We start from the raw sequence: 16,494 nt of genomic DNA, 5'->3' as shown, positions 1-16,494 counted from the left end.
GATTCATGTTTGGTAAGCGCTAGCGCAAGCCCAGATCCCGCGCGATGACCATCTTCTGGATTTCCGAAGTGCCCTCGCCGATTTCCAGAATCTTGCTGTCGCGCCACATGCGGGCCACCGGGAACTCGTTCATGAAGCCGTAGCCGCCGTGAATCTGCGTGGCATCGCGGGCGTTGTCGACGGCGACCGTGCTGGAGTGCAGCTTGGCGATCGCGGCCGCGCGCTTGAAGTCCTGTCCCGCGACGAGCCGGGCCGCCGCGTCACGCCAAGCCAGGCGAGCGGTGACCGCACGGGACTCCATGTCTGCGATCATGAACTGGATCGCCTGGTAGCCGCCGATCGCGGAGCCGAAGGCCTCGCGCTCCTTCGCGTACTTGATGGACTCGTCGACACAGCCCTGTGCCAGCCCGGTCGCCAGTGCGGCGATGGCGACCCGGCCTTCGTCCAAGATGGACAAGAACTGGGCAAACCCCCGGCCGCGCTGCCCCAGCAGATTTTCGGCTGGTACTCGGCAATTGTCGAACGTGAGCTCATGGGTGTCCGAGGCGCACCAGCCGACCTTCGAATACCCCGGTGCGACGGTGAACCCGGGCGTGCCCGACGGCACGATGATCGCGGAGATCTCGTCCGGCCCCGTGAGCGCCGTGACGGTCACCAACGAGGTGATGTCGGTGCCGGAGTTGGTGATGAACACCTTGCCGCCGTTGATGACCCACTCGTTGGTGGCTTCATCCAAAGTCGCCGTCGTGCGGATGCGGCCCGCGTCTGAACCCGACGAGGCCTCGGTCAGGCCGAATCCAGCGAGCTTCTCCCCCGCGATCAGGTCGGGCAGCCAGCGCCTCTTCTGCTCGTCGGTGCCGAAGCGGTAGATCGGCATGGCACCAAGGGAAGTCGCCGCCTCCAGCGTGATGGCCACGCTGGAGTCCACCCGCGCCAGCTCCTCAAGTGTGATGCCGAGGGCGAGGTAATCGCCGTCCATGCCGCCGAACTCGCTAGAGAACGGCAGCCCGAACAGGCCCATGCCACCCATCTGCTTGATGAGCTCGTAGGGGAACTCGTGCCGCTCGTAGTACTTGCCGATCACGGGAGCGACCTTGTCCTGTGCGAAGCGGCGCACCGTCTCGCGCAGCTCGCGGTGTTCCTCACTCAGACCGAAGTCAGTCATGTTCTCCCCTTTAGACCGGCGTGACGCCGTGGCGGCGACGCGAGAAGTGGCGATCTTTGCCAGCGGTGGCCGCAAAGCGTTTGATGAGTTCGCCACGCAGCTCTTCTGGAGCCACGATGGCGTCGATGACGAGTTCGCTGGCGAGGCGTACGAGGTCGATGTCCGTCTCGTATTCCGCCCGCTTCGCGGCGACGAAAGCTTCCCGTTCTTCTTCGGGCAACGCCGCGATCTTGTTGGCGTAGACCGCGTTGACCGCGGCTTCCGCGCCCATGACAGCGATCTTTCCGGTCGGCAGGGCGATGGTCGCGTCAGGCATGAAGCCCGGCCCCGCCATCGCGTAAAGACCGGCGCCGTAAGCCTTGCGCACGACAACGCAGATCTTGGGGACGGTCGCCTCACTGATCGCGGAGACCATCTTGGCGCCGTGGCGGATGATCCCCTGCTTCTCCACCGCGCTGCCGACCATGAAGCCGGGAACGTCGGCCAGGAAAAGCAGCGGGATATTAAAGGCGTCGCACAGCTGCACGAAGCGGCTCGCCTTGTCGGCGGAGTCCACAAACAACACCCCGCCCTTGTGCAGCGAGTTGTTGGCCACGACGCCGATGACCTGGCCATTGAGGTGTCCAAAGCCGACGGTCAGTTCACGGGCCCAGCGTGCCTGGATCTCGAAGTATTCGCCGTTGTCGAGCAGGCCCTTCACGAGCTTGCGCATGTCGAAGGCACGACGCTCACTGTCGGGGATCAGATCGGCGGCGATCCCGGGCGCCTCGGCCGGTTGCACCGACGGCGGCTGCTGCGTCCAGTTCTGCGGAAGGTAGGACAGGTAGGACTTGACGACGTTAAGTGCCTCGTCCTCGTCTTTGCACAGGAAGTGACCGACGCCGGACTGTTCACAGTGGACCTTCGCGCCGCCCATGGCTTCCAGCGTTGTCTTCTCGCCGGTCACCATTTCGACCATGCGATCGGATCCGAGGTACATGCTCGCGTTGCCGTCGACCATCGCGACGACGTCGCAGAAAGCGGGGATATAGGCGCCACCTGCGGCACTCGGGCCGAACAGGGCACAGACCTGCGGAATGCTGCCCGATGCTTTGACCTGCTGATAGAAGATGTGCCCCGCACCGCGCCGGCCCGGGAACAGGTCAACCTGATCGGTGATGCGGGCACCAGCGGAGTCAACGAGATAGATCATGGGCGCGCCAGCGGCGTACGCCCGTTCGATGGTCCTAATGATTTTCTCGACCGTGCGGGCGCCCCAGCTGCCAGCCTTCACGGTGGAGTCGTTGGCCATGAGAAAAACGGTGCGCCCATCGATCTGGGCACTGCCCGTGATCACACCGTCGGCCGGAAGGCCTTCGGCCTGGGCGTTGGCGAGCATGGAGTCTTCGGTGAAGGAACCCTTGTCAACCAGGCGCGCGATCCGCTCCCGGGCAAACAGCTTGCCCTTGGCGAGGTTCGCCTCGTGATACTTGGGCGCGCCGCCAGCCGCGACCTTGTCGCGTAGGCCGTCCAACTCATCGCGCACAGCGCCTCCTTCAAGGGGTTTCCTGAACGATCGTTAGGTTACCACCTGATGGGAAGCAAACGAATGGGGCGGCGCTCGTCAGCGCCGCCCCAAGAGATGAACTTTTGTCAGCAGTACGTCGCCGAAGCGCCGCCCTGGCTGTAAGCCGACGCGGTGCCACCGATGGTGGCCGCGACACCCGAGACGTCAACCGGCACCTGAACCGGGACGTAGACCTGGTTGCCATTTAGGACACCGATGTTGCCCACGCTCGTCCAGTTGAGGTCACAGGACCCACCATCGGCACCGCCGTTGTAACGCGCGGCCTTGACTTCCTTGTCACCGATTCCCAGCAGTCCCGTGAGCACACCGCCCAGCGATTCGCGCTTCTTGATGACCTTCGCCTTGGGAGCGTCGGACTTCTTCTTGGCTGGCAGCGTGCGGGCCGGCCTGTGGTCGTAGCCGTTGCCGCCTCCGTTCGACGGAGGCTCGATGACGGCGTCGGAGCCGCCCTTGCAGCCCGCGTTGGCCGAGCCGAGAACGCTGATGGCCACGCCACAGACGTTGATCGGGGCCTGTACCTTCGCGACAACCTGGTTGCCGTTGCCGAGGCCGATGTTGCCGCTGGAGACCAAGTGCTGAGCCGAGCCACCACCGTTGTACACAGCGGATGCACCGCCTTCGCAGCCAGCGCTGGCGTCGCCGAGGATGCCGATCGCCAGGCCGCAGACATTAACCGGCACCTGAGCCGGAATGTAGACCTGGTTGCCGTTCAGCAGTCCGGTGTTGCCCGTGGACGTCCAGTCCAGCGGGGCAGCCATTGCCGGGGCGCCGCCAATCAGCAGCATTCCTGCGGAAATGAGCCCGACGTTGAGAGTTTTGCGCATGGTGAAATGTCACCTTTCCATCCGGGGGGAATGAATTGATGCGTGATACCACTAATGCCCCATTTGGGCATTCGGTTCACTCAACGATCCGGCCGAAGGTCAGGTGATTATCCGGCTCCTTGGTCCTGCGCGAAGAACGCCTGAAGGCAGTTCCCGCCCAACGATTTTCTCGGCCATCGCGGCCACTTCGATCATCTTTTCTAAATCGATTCCAGTGTCTATTCCCATGTCATGCAACATGTGGACGACTTCTTCCGTCGCGACATTTCCGGTAGCGCCCGGCGCATAAGGACAACCACCCAATCCGCCGACACTGGCGTCAAATTCGGTGATGCCAAGATCGAGCGCAGTGAGCACATTGGCCAGAGCGGTGCCACGGGTGTTGTGGAAGTGCAGCAGGAGCGGCAGATCAGGGTGGTTAGCGCGGACTGCTTCGATCACCTTTCTGACACGAACCGGGGTCGCCATGCCGGTCGTGTCGCCAAAAGCGACCCGCTGCGCTCCATCGGCCACGACCCGGTCGACGATGCCGGCCACTCGCGCCGGATCGACATCGCCCTCATACGGACAGCCAAACGACGTGGCGATGATGACTTCAACCGGGGTCTTCGCGAGGATCGACGAGATCTCACCGAGCGATTCCTCGGTGGAACGGTTGATGTTGCGGCGATTGTGCGTGTCGCTCGCCGAAACCACGACCTCGATCTCGGTGAAGCCAGCGTCGAGCGCCCGCTGCGTTCCCTTGAGGTTCGGCACGAGAGCGCTGTAGTGGACACCGGGAACCTTGGTGATCGACGCCCACACCTCATCGGCATCCGCCATCTGCGGAATCGCCTTCGGGTGCACGAAGGAAACCGCCTCGATCCGTTTCACCCCGGTCTGGCCGAGGGCATTGATCAGGCGAACCTTGTCAGCCGTCGGGACGGGTGCCTCATTTTGCAGCCCGTCCCGCGGCCCTACCTCACGAATCGATACGCTGGCCGGCCACATGGGTCCAGCCTAACGTGCGTTAAGGCGACGTGGCAGCGCCGCCTTAACCTGCAAGATCAGCTGCAGTAGTTGGCGGTCGCGCCACCGACAGAGGAGCCCGAAGCCGAACCCAGCAGGGCGATTCCGTTACCGGCGAAGTTGACCGGGATCTGGATCGGCGCGTGCGCCTGGATGCCGTTGGCGATACCCACGTTGCCGAACGTGCTCATGCGCACGTCACCACACCGGTCGTCGTGACCGTGGCCGCCATTGCCGTTGCCGTTGCCGCCAAGGCCCAGCAGTCCGGTAACCGGGGAGAGCACGTTGGCGAGCAGCCCCTGCTCCTTCTTCTTGGGCGTAGCAACCGTGCGGATGTTGTTGGGCAGGGCCTTGTTCACGGCCTTGTTGGCCGCTGGGCGCGGTGCGATGGTGCGCGGCGTCGAGTACGGCATCGGCGGGCGGTGCCGGTGGGTCGACTGGTGTCCACCGGAGAACGCGTTGGCCGTCGCGCCGCTCTTGTAGCAGGACGCGGTGGCGGAGCCAAGGATGCCGATGGCGTTGCCGCAGATGTTGACCGGAACCTGAACGAGAGCGTCAGCCTGGATGCCGTTGGCGATACCAACGTTGAGGTTGCTGCTCAGGTTGGAGTCGCCACCACGCGGGCCGTGGCCGCCACCGTTGTGACCGCCGTAGCCGTTGTGGCCACCGTGGTGGTGGTCATCGCCGGACATGTAGTTGGCCTTCGCTCCGCCAACGCAGCTGGCTGTCGCCGAGCCGAGCAGACCGATGGCGTTGCCGCACACGTTGATCGGGGCCTGCACCGGCAGGTGAGCCTGAATGCCGTTGGCGATGCCGATGTTGAGGTTGCTGCTCATGTTGGTGTCGACCGCTTGAGCCGGGCTGCCGGCGAGCAGGAGCCCCGCCGAAACGACACCCAGTGTGGACGCCTTGCGCATATGTTTAATCCCCCGTGCTTCCTAAATGCGTTAATGCACCGAATGCCTCAACGATCTAGGAAGGCAACAGGTCACCGCATACGTGAGACGAGCGCGGTGTCGTAGTCGCCGGAGCAGAACTCCTCATTGGACAGCAGCTCAAGGAAGAACGGCAGATTGTTCTTCGGCCCCACGATCTCGAAGGCGGCAACGGCCTCTCGTGCCTTCTCCAGAGCTTCCTCACGAGACGCCGCGGAAACGATCAGTTTCGCCATCAGTGAGTCGTAGCTTGGCGTGACCTTATTGCCCGCCGTGTAACCGGAGTCGACCCGCACACCGGCGGGCTCATTCCACACCGTGATTGCGCCCGGGCCGGGCAGGAACCGCTTGGGGTCTTCGGCGTTGACGCGGAATTCAATGGCGTGGCCGGACGATTCGGCCGGGACCTCGACTTCCAAACCGGACGCGACGCGGAACTGTGCCTCGACCAGGTCGATGCCGAAGATCGCCTCGGTCACCGGGTGCTCGACCTGCAGCCGGGTGTTCATCTCCAGGAAGAAGAAGTCGCCACTGGCCGGATCAAAAAGACACTCGACGGTGCCTGCGTTGCGGTAGTTAACAGCCTCGCCAGCGCGCACGGCCGCGGCCAAGAGCTTTGAGCGCTGGTCGCCGTTAAGAGCCGGCGACGGGGATTCCTCGACCAGCTTCTGATTGCGCCGCTGCACCGAGCACTCACGCTCACCGAGGGCGACCACGCGTCCGTCGGCCAGGCCGAGGATCTGCACCTCAATGTGGCGCACCCGGGGGAAGTAACGCTCGATGAGCACGGATCCGTCGCCGAACATGCGCTCGGCGAAGCCGCGGACCTTGTCATACTCGGCGGTCAGTTGGCCGGTGTCGTTGGCAACAGCCATGCCCATGCCACCGCCGCCAGCGGCAGCCTTGACCATGACCGGGAAGCCGATCTCCTCGGCGGCGGCAAGTGCGGCCTCGACAGACCCGGCTGGGTCGGTCGTCCCCGGAGCGACCGGCACTCCGGCCGCGGACATGAGGTTCCGGGCGTTGATCTTGTCGCCCATGGCGGTGATCGCCTCGGGGGACGGTCCAATCCAGACGATTCCCGCTTCGGTGACAGCTCGCGCGAACGCGGCGTTCTCCGACAGGAAGCCGTAGCCGGGGTGAATCGCGGCAGCATTCGTCTTGCGCGCCGCCTCGAGCACGGCATCGACGTTGCGGTAGGACTCGGCGGGGGCGGCCGGGCCGATCAGGACGGCCTCGTCGGCTTCGAGCACGAACGGCAAATCAGCGTCGGCCTCCGAGTAGACCGCGATGGCCCGGATCCCCAATCGCTTGGCTGTGCGGATGATCCGCCGCGCAATCTCACCACGGTTAGCGACCAGCACGGACTCGATCATGGGTTCCTCCTGGGAATGAAGACGGCCGAGGGTAACGGCGACCCAGCCAAGCTAACCCATCAATGCCGCGAGGGTAGCGGCGCGTAGAAGGACAGCTCGGCGAGCGCGGTCGACCTCTCCGCCAAGGAACGGGGTGGAGTTCATCAGGCCAAAGGCGGCGTGAGCGAGCACGCGCGCTTCACCGGCTGACAGCGCCGGGCGCACCTGGGTCAGCACGGCCACCCAGACCTCGACGTATTGCCGCTGCAGACGCCGCACTTCGCGGCGTGGCTCCTCGGGCAGCCGGTCGAGCTCATGCAAATGCAGCGCGATGACGGCCGGGTTGGCCAGGGCGAACTCAACGTGGAAGTCGACTAGCTCGCCGAGCGCGCGGCTTGAGTCACCGTCGCAGGCCTCGACACAGGACTGGCCACCGCTCAGGAGACCTTCGCTCACCGGCTTGAGGGCGGCGGCAAGCATCGCCTCTTTGCCCGTGAAGTGGTGGTAGAGGGCTGGTCCAGTGACACCGGCGGCAGTGCCGATGTCGTCCATGGAAACCCCGTGGTACCCACGCGAGGCGAAGAGGCCGACGGCGATCTCTAAGATCTCGTCGCGTCTTGACCTGCGCTTCGCTGCGGTCAGCTTGGTGGAGACTGTCACCTCAAGAACCTTACTCGCGAGTCAACCCCAGACCTTAACGACCGTTTAGTCCAGTTCAAAACCGAAATGGTCGGCTATGCCCTTTGCTTCCTTGTGCTTGTCCTGCTGCATAAAGGCGTGGGCAAGCGCATAGGCGGCCCGTGGCAGGGCGCCAGCGTCACGCGGCAGTCCGCCAACCACGCGTTGCAGCACGGGTTCCGCTTCGGCGGGCCGCCCGACGGTCAGCAGCACCTCGCCCATGGTCAGCTCAGCGAGGAACGCCTCACCAAACGACTCCAGCTCACGGAATTGGCGGGGCACCGGCGTGATGCGGGTCAGCGCCGCTTCGGCTTCACCCGTGCCGGCGAGCACGCGAGCACCATCGAGCGCGAGCCACGCCAGCTCATAACGCAACTCCGGCAACGGATCACGAAGCTCCGCCGCGACATCGTCGGCGACCGACAACACGTGCTGGGCATGCTCGGCACCGAGCCCGAACATCGCCGCCACCGACTGCCGGCGCAACGCGCGCAAGCGGTCCAACGTGGACCCGGCGACTTCGTAGTCGGTCGCCGCGGCCCCGAACCGTTGCGCCGCAAGAGCATCCTTGTCCAAGTCGAAGAGCAGATCTCCGGCTTGCTCCAGAACCTTCGCCCGGGACTGCGCGTTGTCGAAGCCGTCGAGGTTCTCGGCGAGGCGATCCAAATGCGACAGTGCTTGGTCTGGATCATCGAGCCGCTGATAGATCGCCGCCAGCAACTGCCGCAGCTGATCGGCCAGGCCGTGATTTTCCGACCGCTCCGCACCGTAAAGCGCTTCTTCCGCGACCTCTGCGGCATCGCTGGCCCGGTCGGCGTTGAACAACGCGACCGCGAGCTGGAATCGCGCGTAGTCGGCTTCCTCGTCTTGGCGTTCCGCGACGAGCCGGGCGACCAGCCCAGCGAGGTCGGCGATCGCGTCGGCGGCCCGCCCGGTGCCCGCGAGCAACATCGCCCGCCGCTCCAGGATCTCGCGCACGAGATCCGGTGGCATGCCTTCGTATTGCAGCGCGCGCTCGAAGCTCTGCACCGCCGCCCGGGCGTCCTCAACGAGGAGGTAACTCTGGCCGAGGATGAACTCCGCCAGCCCTGTCAGCTCACTGTCCTGCACATCTTGGGCACCGTCCAAAAGCGACTTCGCCGCGTCGATCGCCAGGCGTGCTTGACCGTCAGCTCCGAGGGCTTGGGCCTTAATCATGAGCGCCTGCAGGCGTACCCGCGGCCCAGGGTCTGGCTCTTGTGCCTCGCTAAGGCGATCGAGAACGGTGACGGCCTCCCCCGGCTGACCCGCGTGCAGGAGCGCGACACCGAGCCGGCGCAACGCACCCGCCCGGTCCTTCGGCGCCCCATGAGCCATCAGGTATCCCGTCGTTTCCCGCACCTCGGCCAGGCCTTGCTCCGGATCGCCGTGACGGCACAGGTGCAAGCCAATGCGGCCACGAGCCCGCTCGGCCTTGACGACTTCGCCCGCCTCAACGTAAAGGTCGCGCGCCTCCGTCCAAACGCGAACGAGTTCCTCGGTTTGCGTGTCGCTCAGGCGCATGCCCTTGAGATCGGCAAGACGAGCCCGTTGCAGGACAGTCAGTTCGGCTCCAGCACTTGCCGCTTCCACGCGTGGCCAAAGCGCCTCGACGCGGGCCGCGTTGTCGCGCCAGAGCGCTTCTTCGGACAAATCAAGGAGAAGATCCAGGCTCGCGTCGGCCGGCACGTCGTCTAGCTCGGCCATTTCGGGGGCAGTCCTTTGCTGGGGTGTACGCCATGAGCCCGCCCCAAGCTGAGCCGTGAGGCTGAGCGGAACGTGCGCGATTTCTGTTGCCTCAAGCACTTCGGTGACGCGACGGGTTTGTTCGGTGGTCCCGTTGCGCGCGTCGAAGAGTGCCGCGAGTTTGCGTGCGCGGTCGGTCAGTGCCACGCGGTCCATCTCCCGGGTGTCGAGCCCGGCTTCTTCGGCTAGCCGCAGCACCAGGGCGGCCGCCGCGCTGAACCGCATTTCCGCGTGTGGCGTGGGCGCTTTGGCCAGCCAGGGCAGGTGCCGGCCGAGCAGTTCCAGCGCGTGCGAGACGTTGCCGCTCACGGCCAGGAAGTGCAGGTGGCTGGCGATGCTGTCGATTTTGGCGGCGTTGCCGCGAACAGCGCGATAGGCGGTGTGGAACGCTGCGCGTGCCTCAGCCAGCCGTCCCGTGCGCAGGTAGGGCAACAGCAGCGAGGTCTGAATGGTGTGCGGCTGCTCGGTGCAGGTGAGCCGTCCGGTCAGGATGGGCTCGGTGAGCGCGATGGCTTCCTCATCACGGCCGCGGTTCGCGAGGTGGTGCACCTGATCGGTCGGGTCGCAGCCGCGGCAGTCGGAGTTGTTGTCCCGTGGCGCTGCTTGCCAAAGTTCATAGTGCTCATCGGCCGCCGTCTGATCACCGATGTGGGTCGCGATGAGCCACCGGTGTTTGTAGACGGCTTGCAGACTGTGCCCGCCTTGGCTGTAGCGGCGCTGCATGTCATCGATCACCGCTTGCGTGCGCGCGAGCGGAATCTCCGGGAACCGGGCCAGCGAGTTGATCATGTATTTGAAGTACCAAAGGAGCAACGGTTCACGGTCGCCAAACCGGCCCGGGTCACGGTCATACCGCGCGAGGCACCAGGAGAAGGTGACGAAACCCTTTCCGGGCTCGCCGCCGTACTGATACGCGGTTGTCGCGACCATCCGGGCGTCGAACTGTTGCTCTTCATCGCCTAGCGCATCGGATTGCGCGATCGCCTCCTCGGCGAGCGCGACTTGAGCCGGGCCATGCGGACTGTCCCAGCAACGCTGAATCAGGTCCGCGATCTTTTCGGGGGTGGTCATGGTTCTTCTCCCGTCACCGCACGGTCGAGCAAGCCCAGAAAGGACCGGTTGAGCAAGGCAGTGTCCGCGGGGCGCATCGGATGGTGCCCCAGCAGAAGGGACTGTGCGTAAAGGGACTCGATCGCCAGCTCTATGAGACTGGAGTCGCTGAGCGACGCGATCCGGCGCACCAATGCGTTGCGGTAGTTGATAACCAGCTGCGGCCGGGCTTGGGCGGCCGTCTGCGCGATAGCCGCGAGCACCCCAGCCCAGTCATCGTCGACCTCGTCCTGGGTTTGGCGCAGGTGCTGGCTAAACGTCGCGTCGCGGTCAACGAGGTAAAGCGCGGGAAGTGTTACGGGATCAAAGCCGCGCACGACAGCTTCACAGCCCAGCCGGTCGAGCACCCGTTGCGCCTGGCTCCGCAGGGGATCGAAGGCCGCCTGCTCCCCCGGGCTCAAGTGATGAAACCGTGTCGTCAGGTCACTGGGATCGAGCCGGTCGACCAGGATCGAGGAGTCGGCCATCCCCAAGCGCTCGATCAGCTCGGCGTCATAGGTGTAGCCCGCGTTGACTACGGCCAGCTGTTGCGCCGCCGCGACAGCGGACAGCTGACGGAACTCGTCCAAAGTGGAGCAGTAACGAATCACGCCGTACCGGTTGCGGAACTCCTCCAGCGTCAGGCGCCCGAGATTCGTCTCCATCGGCCACCACCGGTCGACCAAGCGCAGCATCTCATCGTCGTGTAGCGCCAAGGCTTTGACGCCAAGGTGGTGGATCGCCAGGAATTCCGTCACCCTGGCGGGAGCGCGCTGGGACAGGCCGACGAGCCAGCCGCGCAACTGGTCGCCCAGGCGCTCTCGCGTTTGCTCGAGCAGCCCGTCTTCGTACAAGGCTTCGCGGCTGGCCGTCGGGCGCAGCTCACTCGCGTCGATCACGCACCGCACGAAGAACGCCCAGTCGGGCAGCAGACCTTCGGCACCCTCGGCAAGCAGCATCCGCTTGAGGTAGACGCGATGCCCCGCCTTCGCCGCTGGGCTGGCCGGGGTGGGCAATACGTAGGCGAGCCCTTTGAGGCCCGCCTCGGGAACGTCGAGCTCGATGACGTCATAGGGCGTGAAGCCAAACACCTCTTGGCAGAACTGGACGCGCTCGCCACCTTCCTGCCAGGGCAGCGGTCTGCCAGTGACCGTGTTGGTGCCCACTTCGACCGTGACCGGCAGCAGCGAGCCGAACAGCCGCGCTAATTCCGTAACACGTTGCGGGGCAAGCCAGTCCTGTGCGCCGGGGCGCGGCTTGACCGTGACGGTCGTGCCGGGCTCGTGCCGCTCGGGACCGGCGGACACCTCATAGCGCCCGTCTGAGAATCCGGTCCAGTAGACGGTTGGCGCCTCAGCAGCCTTAGTCACCACCTGGATTTCATCGGCCACCAGGAAGCACGAAAGCAGGCCGATGCCGAACTGGCCGAGGAACTCGTGCCGGGCGAAGCCAAGCTCATCTCGCTTGCCTGAGCGGCCAATCGTGGCAAGCAGCTCGTGGACCTGCTCCTCGGTCAGCCCGATGCCGGTGTCGCTGATCCGCAGCAGATTTCCACCGCACTCGATGCGCACGAGCGCTGGCGCGGTTGGTTCGACGCTCTGGCGGGCCGTGATCGCATCGACAGCATTCTGAAGCAGCTCGCGGAGGTAGACCCGCGGGCTGGCGTACAGGTGGTGGCTAAGCAGGTCAACTACGCCACGGAGGTCGACCTGGAAGGAGTGGCCCACGCCGGACACCGTACCTGCATATTGGCTTGCAAGTGACCCCCAGATTCAGTCGAATGCGGGCCGCTTAGCGGAAATCCCGTCCCCGGAGGACCTTCCCGTGAGCCGGCGCTTGATCCATGGGGCCAGATGTTTACCCGCCCACACCGCGTCAGCCGCGCGCGCCGCAGGCCACGATTTGGCCTTCGGCCACGGCGGAACCGACCACCAATCGGGGTCAGGATCCACTCCCAGCGTGGTCAGAACGTGTGCCGCGGTCCGCCGGTGTCCGAAGGCTGACATGTGCAGCCGGTCTGTGCTCCACATCGCGGGATTGGCATATTCCTCATCCGCCCACAGATCAACCAGCAGCGCACCGTGCCGTTCGGCCGTCTCGCCGACCGCCTGGTTGAGAAAGATCACTCTCGGGGCGATCATCTTGGTGCCTGGCAAGCGCGCCATGACGTCGGCGAACCGGAACACGAGCACATCGGCGCCACTTGAGCGCAGGTCTTGAATCACCTTGTCGTAGCGGGTCATCAGCGTGGGCGGATCGCATTGGCGCCGCAGGACGTCATTGCCCCCGGCCGCGAAACTGATCAGGTCTGGCTTCAGCGCAAGCGCTGGGGCGACTTGCTCGGTGACAACACCGTCAAACAAACGCCCACGGATCGCCAGATTCGCGTATTTCACCTTCAGCGCCCCGGCCACCAGATCGGCCCAGCCCCGGTACGTCCCGTCCGGCAGCCGGTCGTCCATTCCCTCCGTGAAGCTGTCCCCGACCGCTACGTACTTGGTCCATCTCACGTTTCGTAGTTTTACATGAGGGGAATGCGGCTGGTGGCACGGCAGTTGCACCACATCGTGGAAATTGAGATCTTCTCCGACGTCGTGTGTCCCTGGTGCTGGATCGGCGAGCGCCGTCTCGTTGACGCCATATCCGCTAGTGGCGCTGAGGTAACACTGCGCTGGCGGGCCTTCCAGCTCGACCCCACGGCCACCTCAACCGGCACTCCCCTGGTGCAGTGGCTGGGTCGCCGCTATGGCGGAGAACACAACGCCCGCCGCATGTTCACGAACGTGACGTCGGTCGCTTCGCAGGCCGGTCTCACCATGAACTTCGACAAGGCCATCAGCGCCAACACTTTCGACGCGCATCGCCTAATCTGGATGGCGGGCCGCGACGGCGCCGATCAGCGCCCCATGGTCGAAGCGCTCCACAAGGCTCACTTCACCGATGGCCTTGATCTCGGGTCCAGGCCCGCGCTCGCCTCCATCGCCGCCTCGGTCGACCCTTCTTTTTCTGGGGTACTGGATGAGCTCTCCTCTGACGCCGGAGTCGCCGAAGTCCAAGCCGAACTGTCCGCCGCCCGGGATCTAGGGATCACCAGCGTCCCGACCTTCATCTTCGACAAGCAATATGCCGTGTCTGGCGCGCAGGACTCACACACGTTCCAGCAGGTTCTCGCGTCTCTCGACGTGTGTTCCGTCGATGTGCCCTGTTGACATTGTTAATGTTCCACGTGAAACGACATTGTCCGCTTTAGATGCGTGACCTATAGTCGTGCCGACATCACTGTCGCATGTGGAGGTATGGGGTTGACCGCCTTCCGCCCTGGTCACGTCGACGACTCGATAGCTGGCCTCCGCTACCTTCAGCCGGATGGCTGGGCGCAGCAGGAGCACGGCCTGGTGACTCCACTGACGACCGTGCTCACTGACGGATCTGACGCGATCGTCGCTTCAGGGCGCTGGCAGGAACTTCTCGCTGAACCACCCTCGGCCGACGAACTGATGGCGGGCGCCGCTTGGCTCGCCTCCGAATACGGCGAGTTCTATCTGCCTTATCCAGGCGACCGCGTCGAAGTGCGCATGGAGCAAACAACCGCGGCGGGCCGCCCCGCCGCCTTTGCTGGTTATCAACTGGTTAGCCCGAACCGCGAGCCAAGTTACGTTCGCGTGCTCGTTGTCGCGCTTGGCACCGACCTTGTTTCATTTGTTCTCGCGGTCGCACCGATCACGGCACGTCCCCTGATCGACGAGATCCTGGCAAGCGTTCGGCCCCTTGGGATCTGACTGTCCTTTTCGGGCCCTCGCGGCGACTTTTTCCGCCGGCAATACGGGTGCCGAAATTTGACTCCCGCAGTTAGTGTGCTTAACCGTCCGGTGCGGACAGTCGTCCGCACATTCACGGAACACGGGGAGATCATTTGCGCACCCTTCGTGGCGCCCTAGCGGGCGTTCTCCTGCTGACGACCGGAATCGTTGCCCTCACGGCAACGCCCGCGGTCGCGGCACCACCCTCCGTTCCCTATACGGCATTCGTGCTCGATGGCCGCGATCACACGTCCTACCCGCTGTATCGCTCAGTGGTGCTAGACGCGAACAACGCCACCTTCGCGCAATACCCAGGGAGCACCTATTTCCGGCTGGTCGGAACCGAAACGGGCGGCGACTACTTCGACGTCAGCTTCGGGCACCCGGCCGACGCACCGTTCACCCCTGGAACGACCTACACGTTCGGGCCAGGAGCGAACACCGTCGGAATGAGCCTTTCCAGCACGGGCCGGGCATGCAGCACGCATAACCCTGGCGGCACCTTCACCGTGCACGAATTCGCTCGCAACGCGGAGACCTTCGAGATCACCGCGTTGGCCGTCACCTTCAGCATTGGCTGCGACAACGTCGCCAACGCGATGGCTGGTGAGATCCGCTGGAACTCCACCGTTGCCTACACGGGCGTGTCCTCCTCACAGAGCTTCGCCTCGTTCGGCACCCTCCCCTTCGGTGATCCATCCGCGCCCAAGAACATCACGTTCACCTCGGGAGGTTCTTCCTCCGCGGTGTTCGGCACCGCTTCGCTGGGCGGCGCGGCGCCAGGATCGTTCGCGATCACGGCCGATGGATGCGCCGGCAAGACCCTGACCTACGGCCAATCGTGCACGGTCAGCGTCAAGGCAACCGCCTACACCCAAGGTGAAGTCCACGCCAAGCTCATCGTTCCCGACAACACTGTTGGCGGAAACAAGATCGTCAACATGTCGGTCAGTGGCCAGGACAACGCCAAGGGCACGTACTACCCGGTCAACCCGGAGCGTGTGCTCGACACCCGCACGGGCAACGGTGCTCCTGCCGCCAAGGTGGGCACCAACCAAACGGTCTCGTTGCAGGTTCTCGGCCGCGGTGGCGTTCCCACCAGTGGCGTGAGTGCCGTCGTTCTCAACGTGACCGTCACCGAGCCGGAGACAGCCGGGCACGTCACGGTTTATCCCAGTGGCGTAGCTAAGCCCACAGCGTCCTCCCTGAACTACGTCTCAGGCTGGACCGGCGCGAACTCGGTAACGGTCGCTGTTGGCGCGGACGGCGAGGTCAACCTTGCCATCACCGGTGGAAAGCTTCATCTCATCGCTGATGTGATGGGCTTCTACGCACTCAACAACGACATCCTCCAGCACAAGCCCACCAAGGGTGGACGCCTGTTCACCCACCCGCCGGTCCGCATCTTCGACTCCCGTGAAGACTGGGGCGAAAAGCTTCCCGGTGGTGAGTGGGTAAAGACCGCTGTCGGCTACAGCCCCAGCGACACACCGAAAATCCGGGCGCTCGTCGTCAACGTGACGGTGACCGAGCCTAACGGCGCGGGCCACCTTCGCACCTGGAACGGCGTGGGCGAACCACCGGCGACCTCAACGCTCAACTTCGAGGCGAACAAGACGGTGCCCAACTTCGCGATCGTTCCGGCCGTCGCTTGTGACTGGTACCCCTGCGGTTACCAGTACCCGATGATCGGTGTGTTCGTGAACCAGACGACCCACGTCATCGTGGACGTTGTTGGCTTCATCGACGACGGCACGATGACCTACACCGACGCCCTGCGGTTCGCGCCGCAGACGCCGGAACGGATCGTCGACACGCGCATCAACCAAGGCATCGCGGGCCGCATCGGCCAGGGCGTGACCAAGACGGTCACCACCCCCGGCTCGATCGCCACGGACGCCACCTGGGCGCTCGCGCTCAACGTCACCGGCATTCAGCCGACCGTCGACACCAACATGATCGTGTGGGAGAACGGCATCGCCAAACCTGGCGTTTCCAACCTCAACCCGGCCGCGGGACAGATCATCCCCAACGCCGCGATCACCGGCATCGACGTGGACTTCAAGTTCAACGTCTATAACCATGGCGGCACCATCGACACGGTCATAGACGTGGTTGGCATCTTCTATGTCTTCGATTTCGAGACATCGGCGATGCTCGCCAAGGGCGCTACCGCGGGCAAGCCGTCGGTAATAGTGCCTACGGGCGGTTACTCCACTCGGGTAACCGGCTAAGCCTTACCAGCCAAAGGGGTCCTGAGAGATATTCAGGACCCCTTTGCTGTCCTCAGCAAAGATCAGCTAAGTTTC

At 64.4% G+C, this 16,494-nt stretch carries 13 protein-coding genes; 3 read left to right on the top strand and 10 right to left on the bottom strand.

Going from position 1 to position 16,494, the window contains the following annotated elements:
* Nucleotides 1-19: 19 nt before the first annotated feature.
* The 10 genes from A3E1_RS0120900 to A3E1_RS0120855 all read right to left on the bottom strand — a co-directional run bounded on the left by A3E1_RS0120900 (nucleotide 20) and on the right by A3E1_RS0120855 (nucleotide 12,895).
* Nucleotides 20-1,165 carry an acyl-CoA dehydrogenase family protein gene (locus A3E1_RS0120900; RefSeq protein WP_020522748.1) on the bottom strand — a complete coding sequence of 382 codons (1,146 nt, stop codon included), beginning with the start codon at nucleotides 1,163-1,165 and terminating at the stop codon, nucleotides 20-22.
* A 10-nt stretch (nucleotides 1,166-1,175) separates the two neighbouring features.
* Entirely contained in the window at nucleotides 1,176-2,690 is a 1,515-nt protein-coding gene (locus A3E1_RS0120895) for an acyl-CoA carboxylase subunit beta (RefSeq protein ID WP_020522747.1), read from the bottom strand.
* A 107-nt stretch (nucleotides 2,691-2,797) separates the two neighbouring features.
* Entirely contained in the window at nucleotides 2,798-3,556 is a 759-nt protein-coding gene (locus A3E1_RS44945) for a chaplin family protein (RefSeq protein ID WP_020522746.1), read from the bottom strand.
* Nucleotides 3,557-3,655: 99 nt separating this feature from the next.
* Complete coding sequence (locus A3E1_RS0120885) at nucleotides 3,656-4,546, bottom strand: hydroxymethylglutaryl-CoA lyase (protein WP_020522745.1); 891 nt, start codon at nucleotides 4,544-4,546, stop codon at nucleotides 3,656-3,658.
* Nucleotides 4,547-4,602: 56 nt separating this feature from the next.
* Nucleotides 4,603-5,481 carry a chaplin family protein gene (locus A3E1_RS0120880; RefSeq protein WP_020522744.1) on the bottom strand — a complete coding sequence of 293 codons (879 nt, stop codon included), beginning with the start codon at nucleotides 5,479-5,481 and terminating at the stop codon, nucleotides 4,603-4,605.
* Between the two features lie 71 nt (nucleotides 5,482-5,552).
* Nucleotides 5,553-6,875: an acetyl-CoA carboxylase biotin carboxylase subunit gene (locus A3E1_RS0120875; protein ID WP_020522743.1), complete on the bottom strand. Its 1,323-nt coding sequence runs from the start codon at nucleotides 6,873-6,875 to the stop codon at nucleotides 5,553-5,555.
* 51 nt (nucleotides 6,876-6,926) lie between these two features.
* Nucleotides 6,927-7,514, bottom strand: coding sequence for a TetR/AcrR family transcriptional regulator (locus tag A3E1_RS0120870; protein WP_020522742.1), 588 nt, complete (start codon nucleotides 7,512-7,514; stop codon nucleotides 6,927-6,929).
* Between the two features lie 45 nt (nucleotides 7,515-7,559).
* On the bottom strand, nucleotides 7,560-10,367 hold the full coding sequence (locus tag A3E1_RS0120865) for a hypothetical protein (RefSeq protein WP_020522741.1): 2,808 nt from the start codon (nucleotides 10,365-10,367) through the stop codon (nucleotides 7,560-7,562).
* Nucleotides 10,364-12,112 carry an HSP90 family protein gene (locus tag A3E1_RS0120860; protein ID WP_020522740.1) on the bottom strand — a complete coding sequence of 583 codons (1,749 nt, stop codon included), beginning with the start codon at nucleotides 12,110-12,112 and terminating at the stop codon, nucleotides 10,364-10,366. The genes A3E1_RS0120865 and A3E1_RS0120860 overlap by 4 nt, the downstream gene beginning before the upstream one ends.
* A 45-nt stretch (nucleotides 12,113-12,157) precedes the next feature.
* The gene (locus A3E1_RS0120855) at nucleotides 12,158-12,895 is read right to left on the bottom strand and encodes an SGNH/GDSL hydrolase family protein (RefSeq protein WP_026208655.1); all 738 of its coding nucleotides are present in this window, start codon (nucleotides 12,893-12,895) and stop codon (nucleotides 12,158-12,160) included.
* Nucleotides 12,896-12,919: 24 nt separating this feature from the next.
* Between A3E1_RS0120855 and A3E1_RS0120850 the strand changes: the two genes are divergently transcribed.
* The 3 genes from A3E1_RS0120850 (at nucleotide 12,920) to A3E1_RS0120840 (ending at nucleotide 16,419) form a co-directional block, all read left to right on the top strand.
* Nucleotides 12,920-13,594, top strand: coding sequence for a DsbA family oxidoreductase (locus A3E1_RS0120850; RefSeq protein WP_020522738.1), 675 nt, complete (start codon nucleotides 12,920-12,922; stop codon nucleotides 13,592-13,594).
* An 87-nt stretch (nucleotides 13,595-13,681) separates the two neighbouring features.
* Complete coding sequence (locus A3E1_RS0120845; RefSeq protein ID WP_020522737.1) at nucleotides 13,682-14,164, top strand: APA family fibronectin-binding glycoprotein; 483 nt, start codon at nucleotides 13,682-13,684, stop codon at nucleotides 14,162-14,164.
* A gap of 134 nt (nucleotides 14,165-14,298) precedes the next feature.
* Complete coding sequence (locus A3E1_RS0120840; RefSeq protein ID WP_020522736.1) at nucleotides 14,299-16,419, top strand: hypothetical protein; 2,121 nt, start codon at nucleotides 14,299-14,301, stop codon at nucleotides 16,417-16,419.
* Nucleotides 16,420-16,494: the final 75 nt, after the last annotated feature.

Source organism: Catelliglobosispora koreensis DSM 44566 (assembly GCF_000379685.1).
Classification (GTDB): Bacteria; Actinomycetota; Actinomycetes; order Mycobacteriales; family Micromonosporaceae; genus Catelliglobosispora; species Catelliglobosispora koreensis.
The sequence above is the reverse complement of the archived record's forward strand: the minus strand, read 5'-3'. Positions and strand labels throughout refer to the sequence as shown.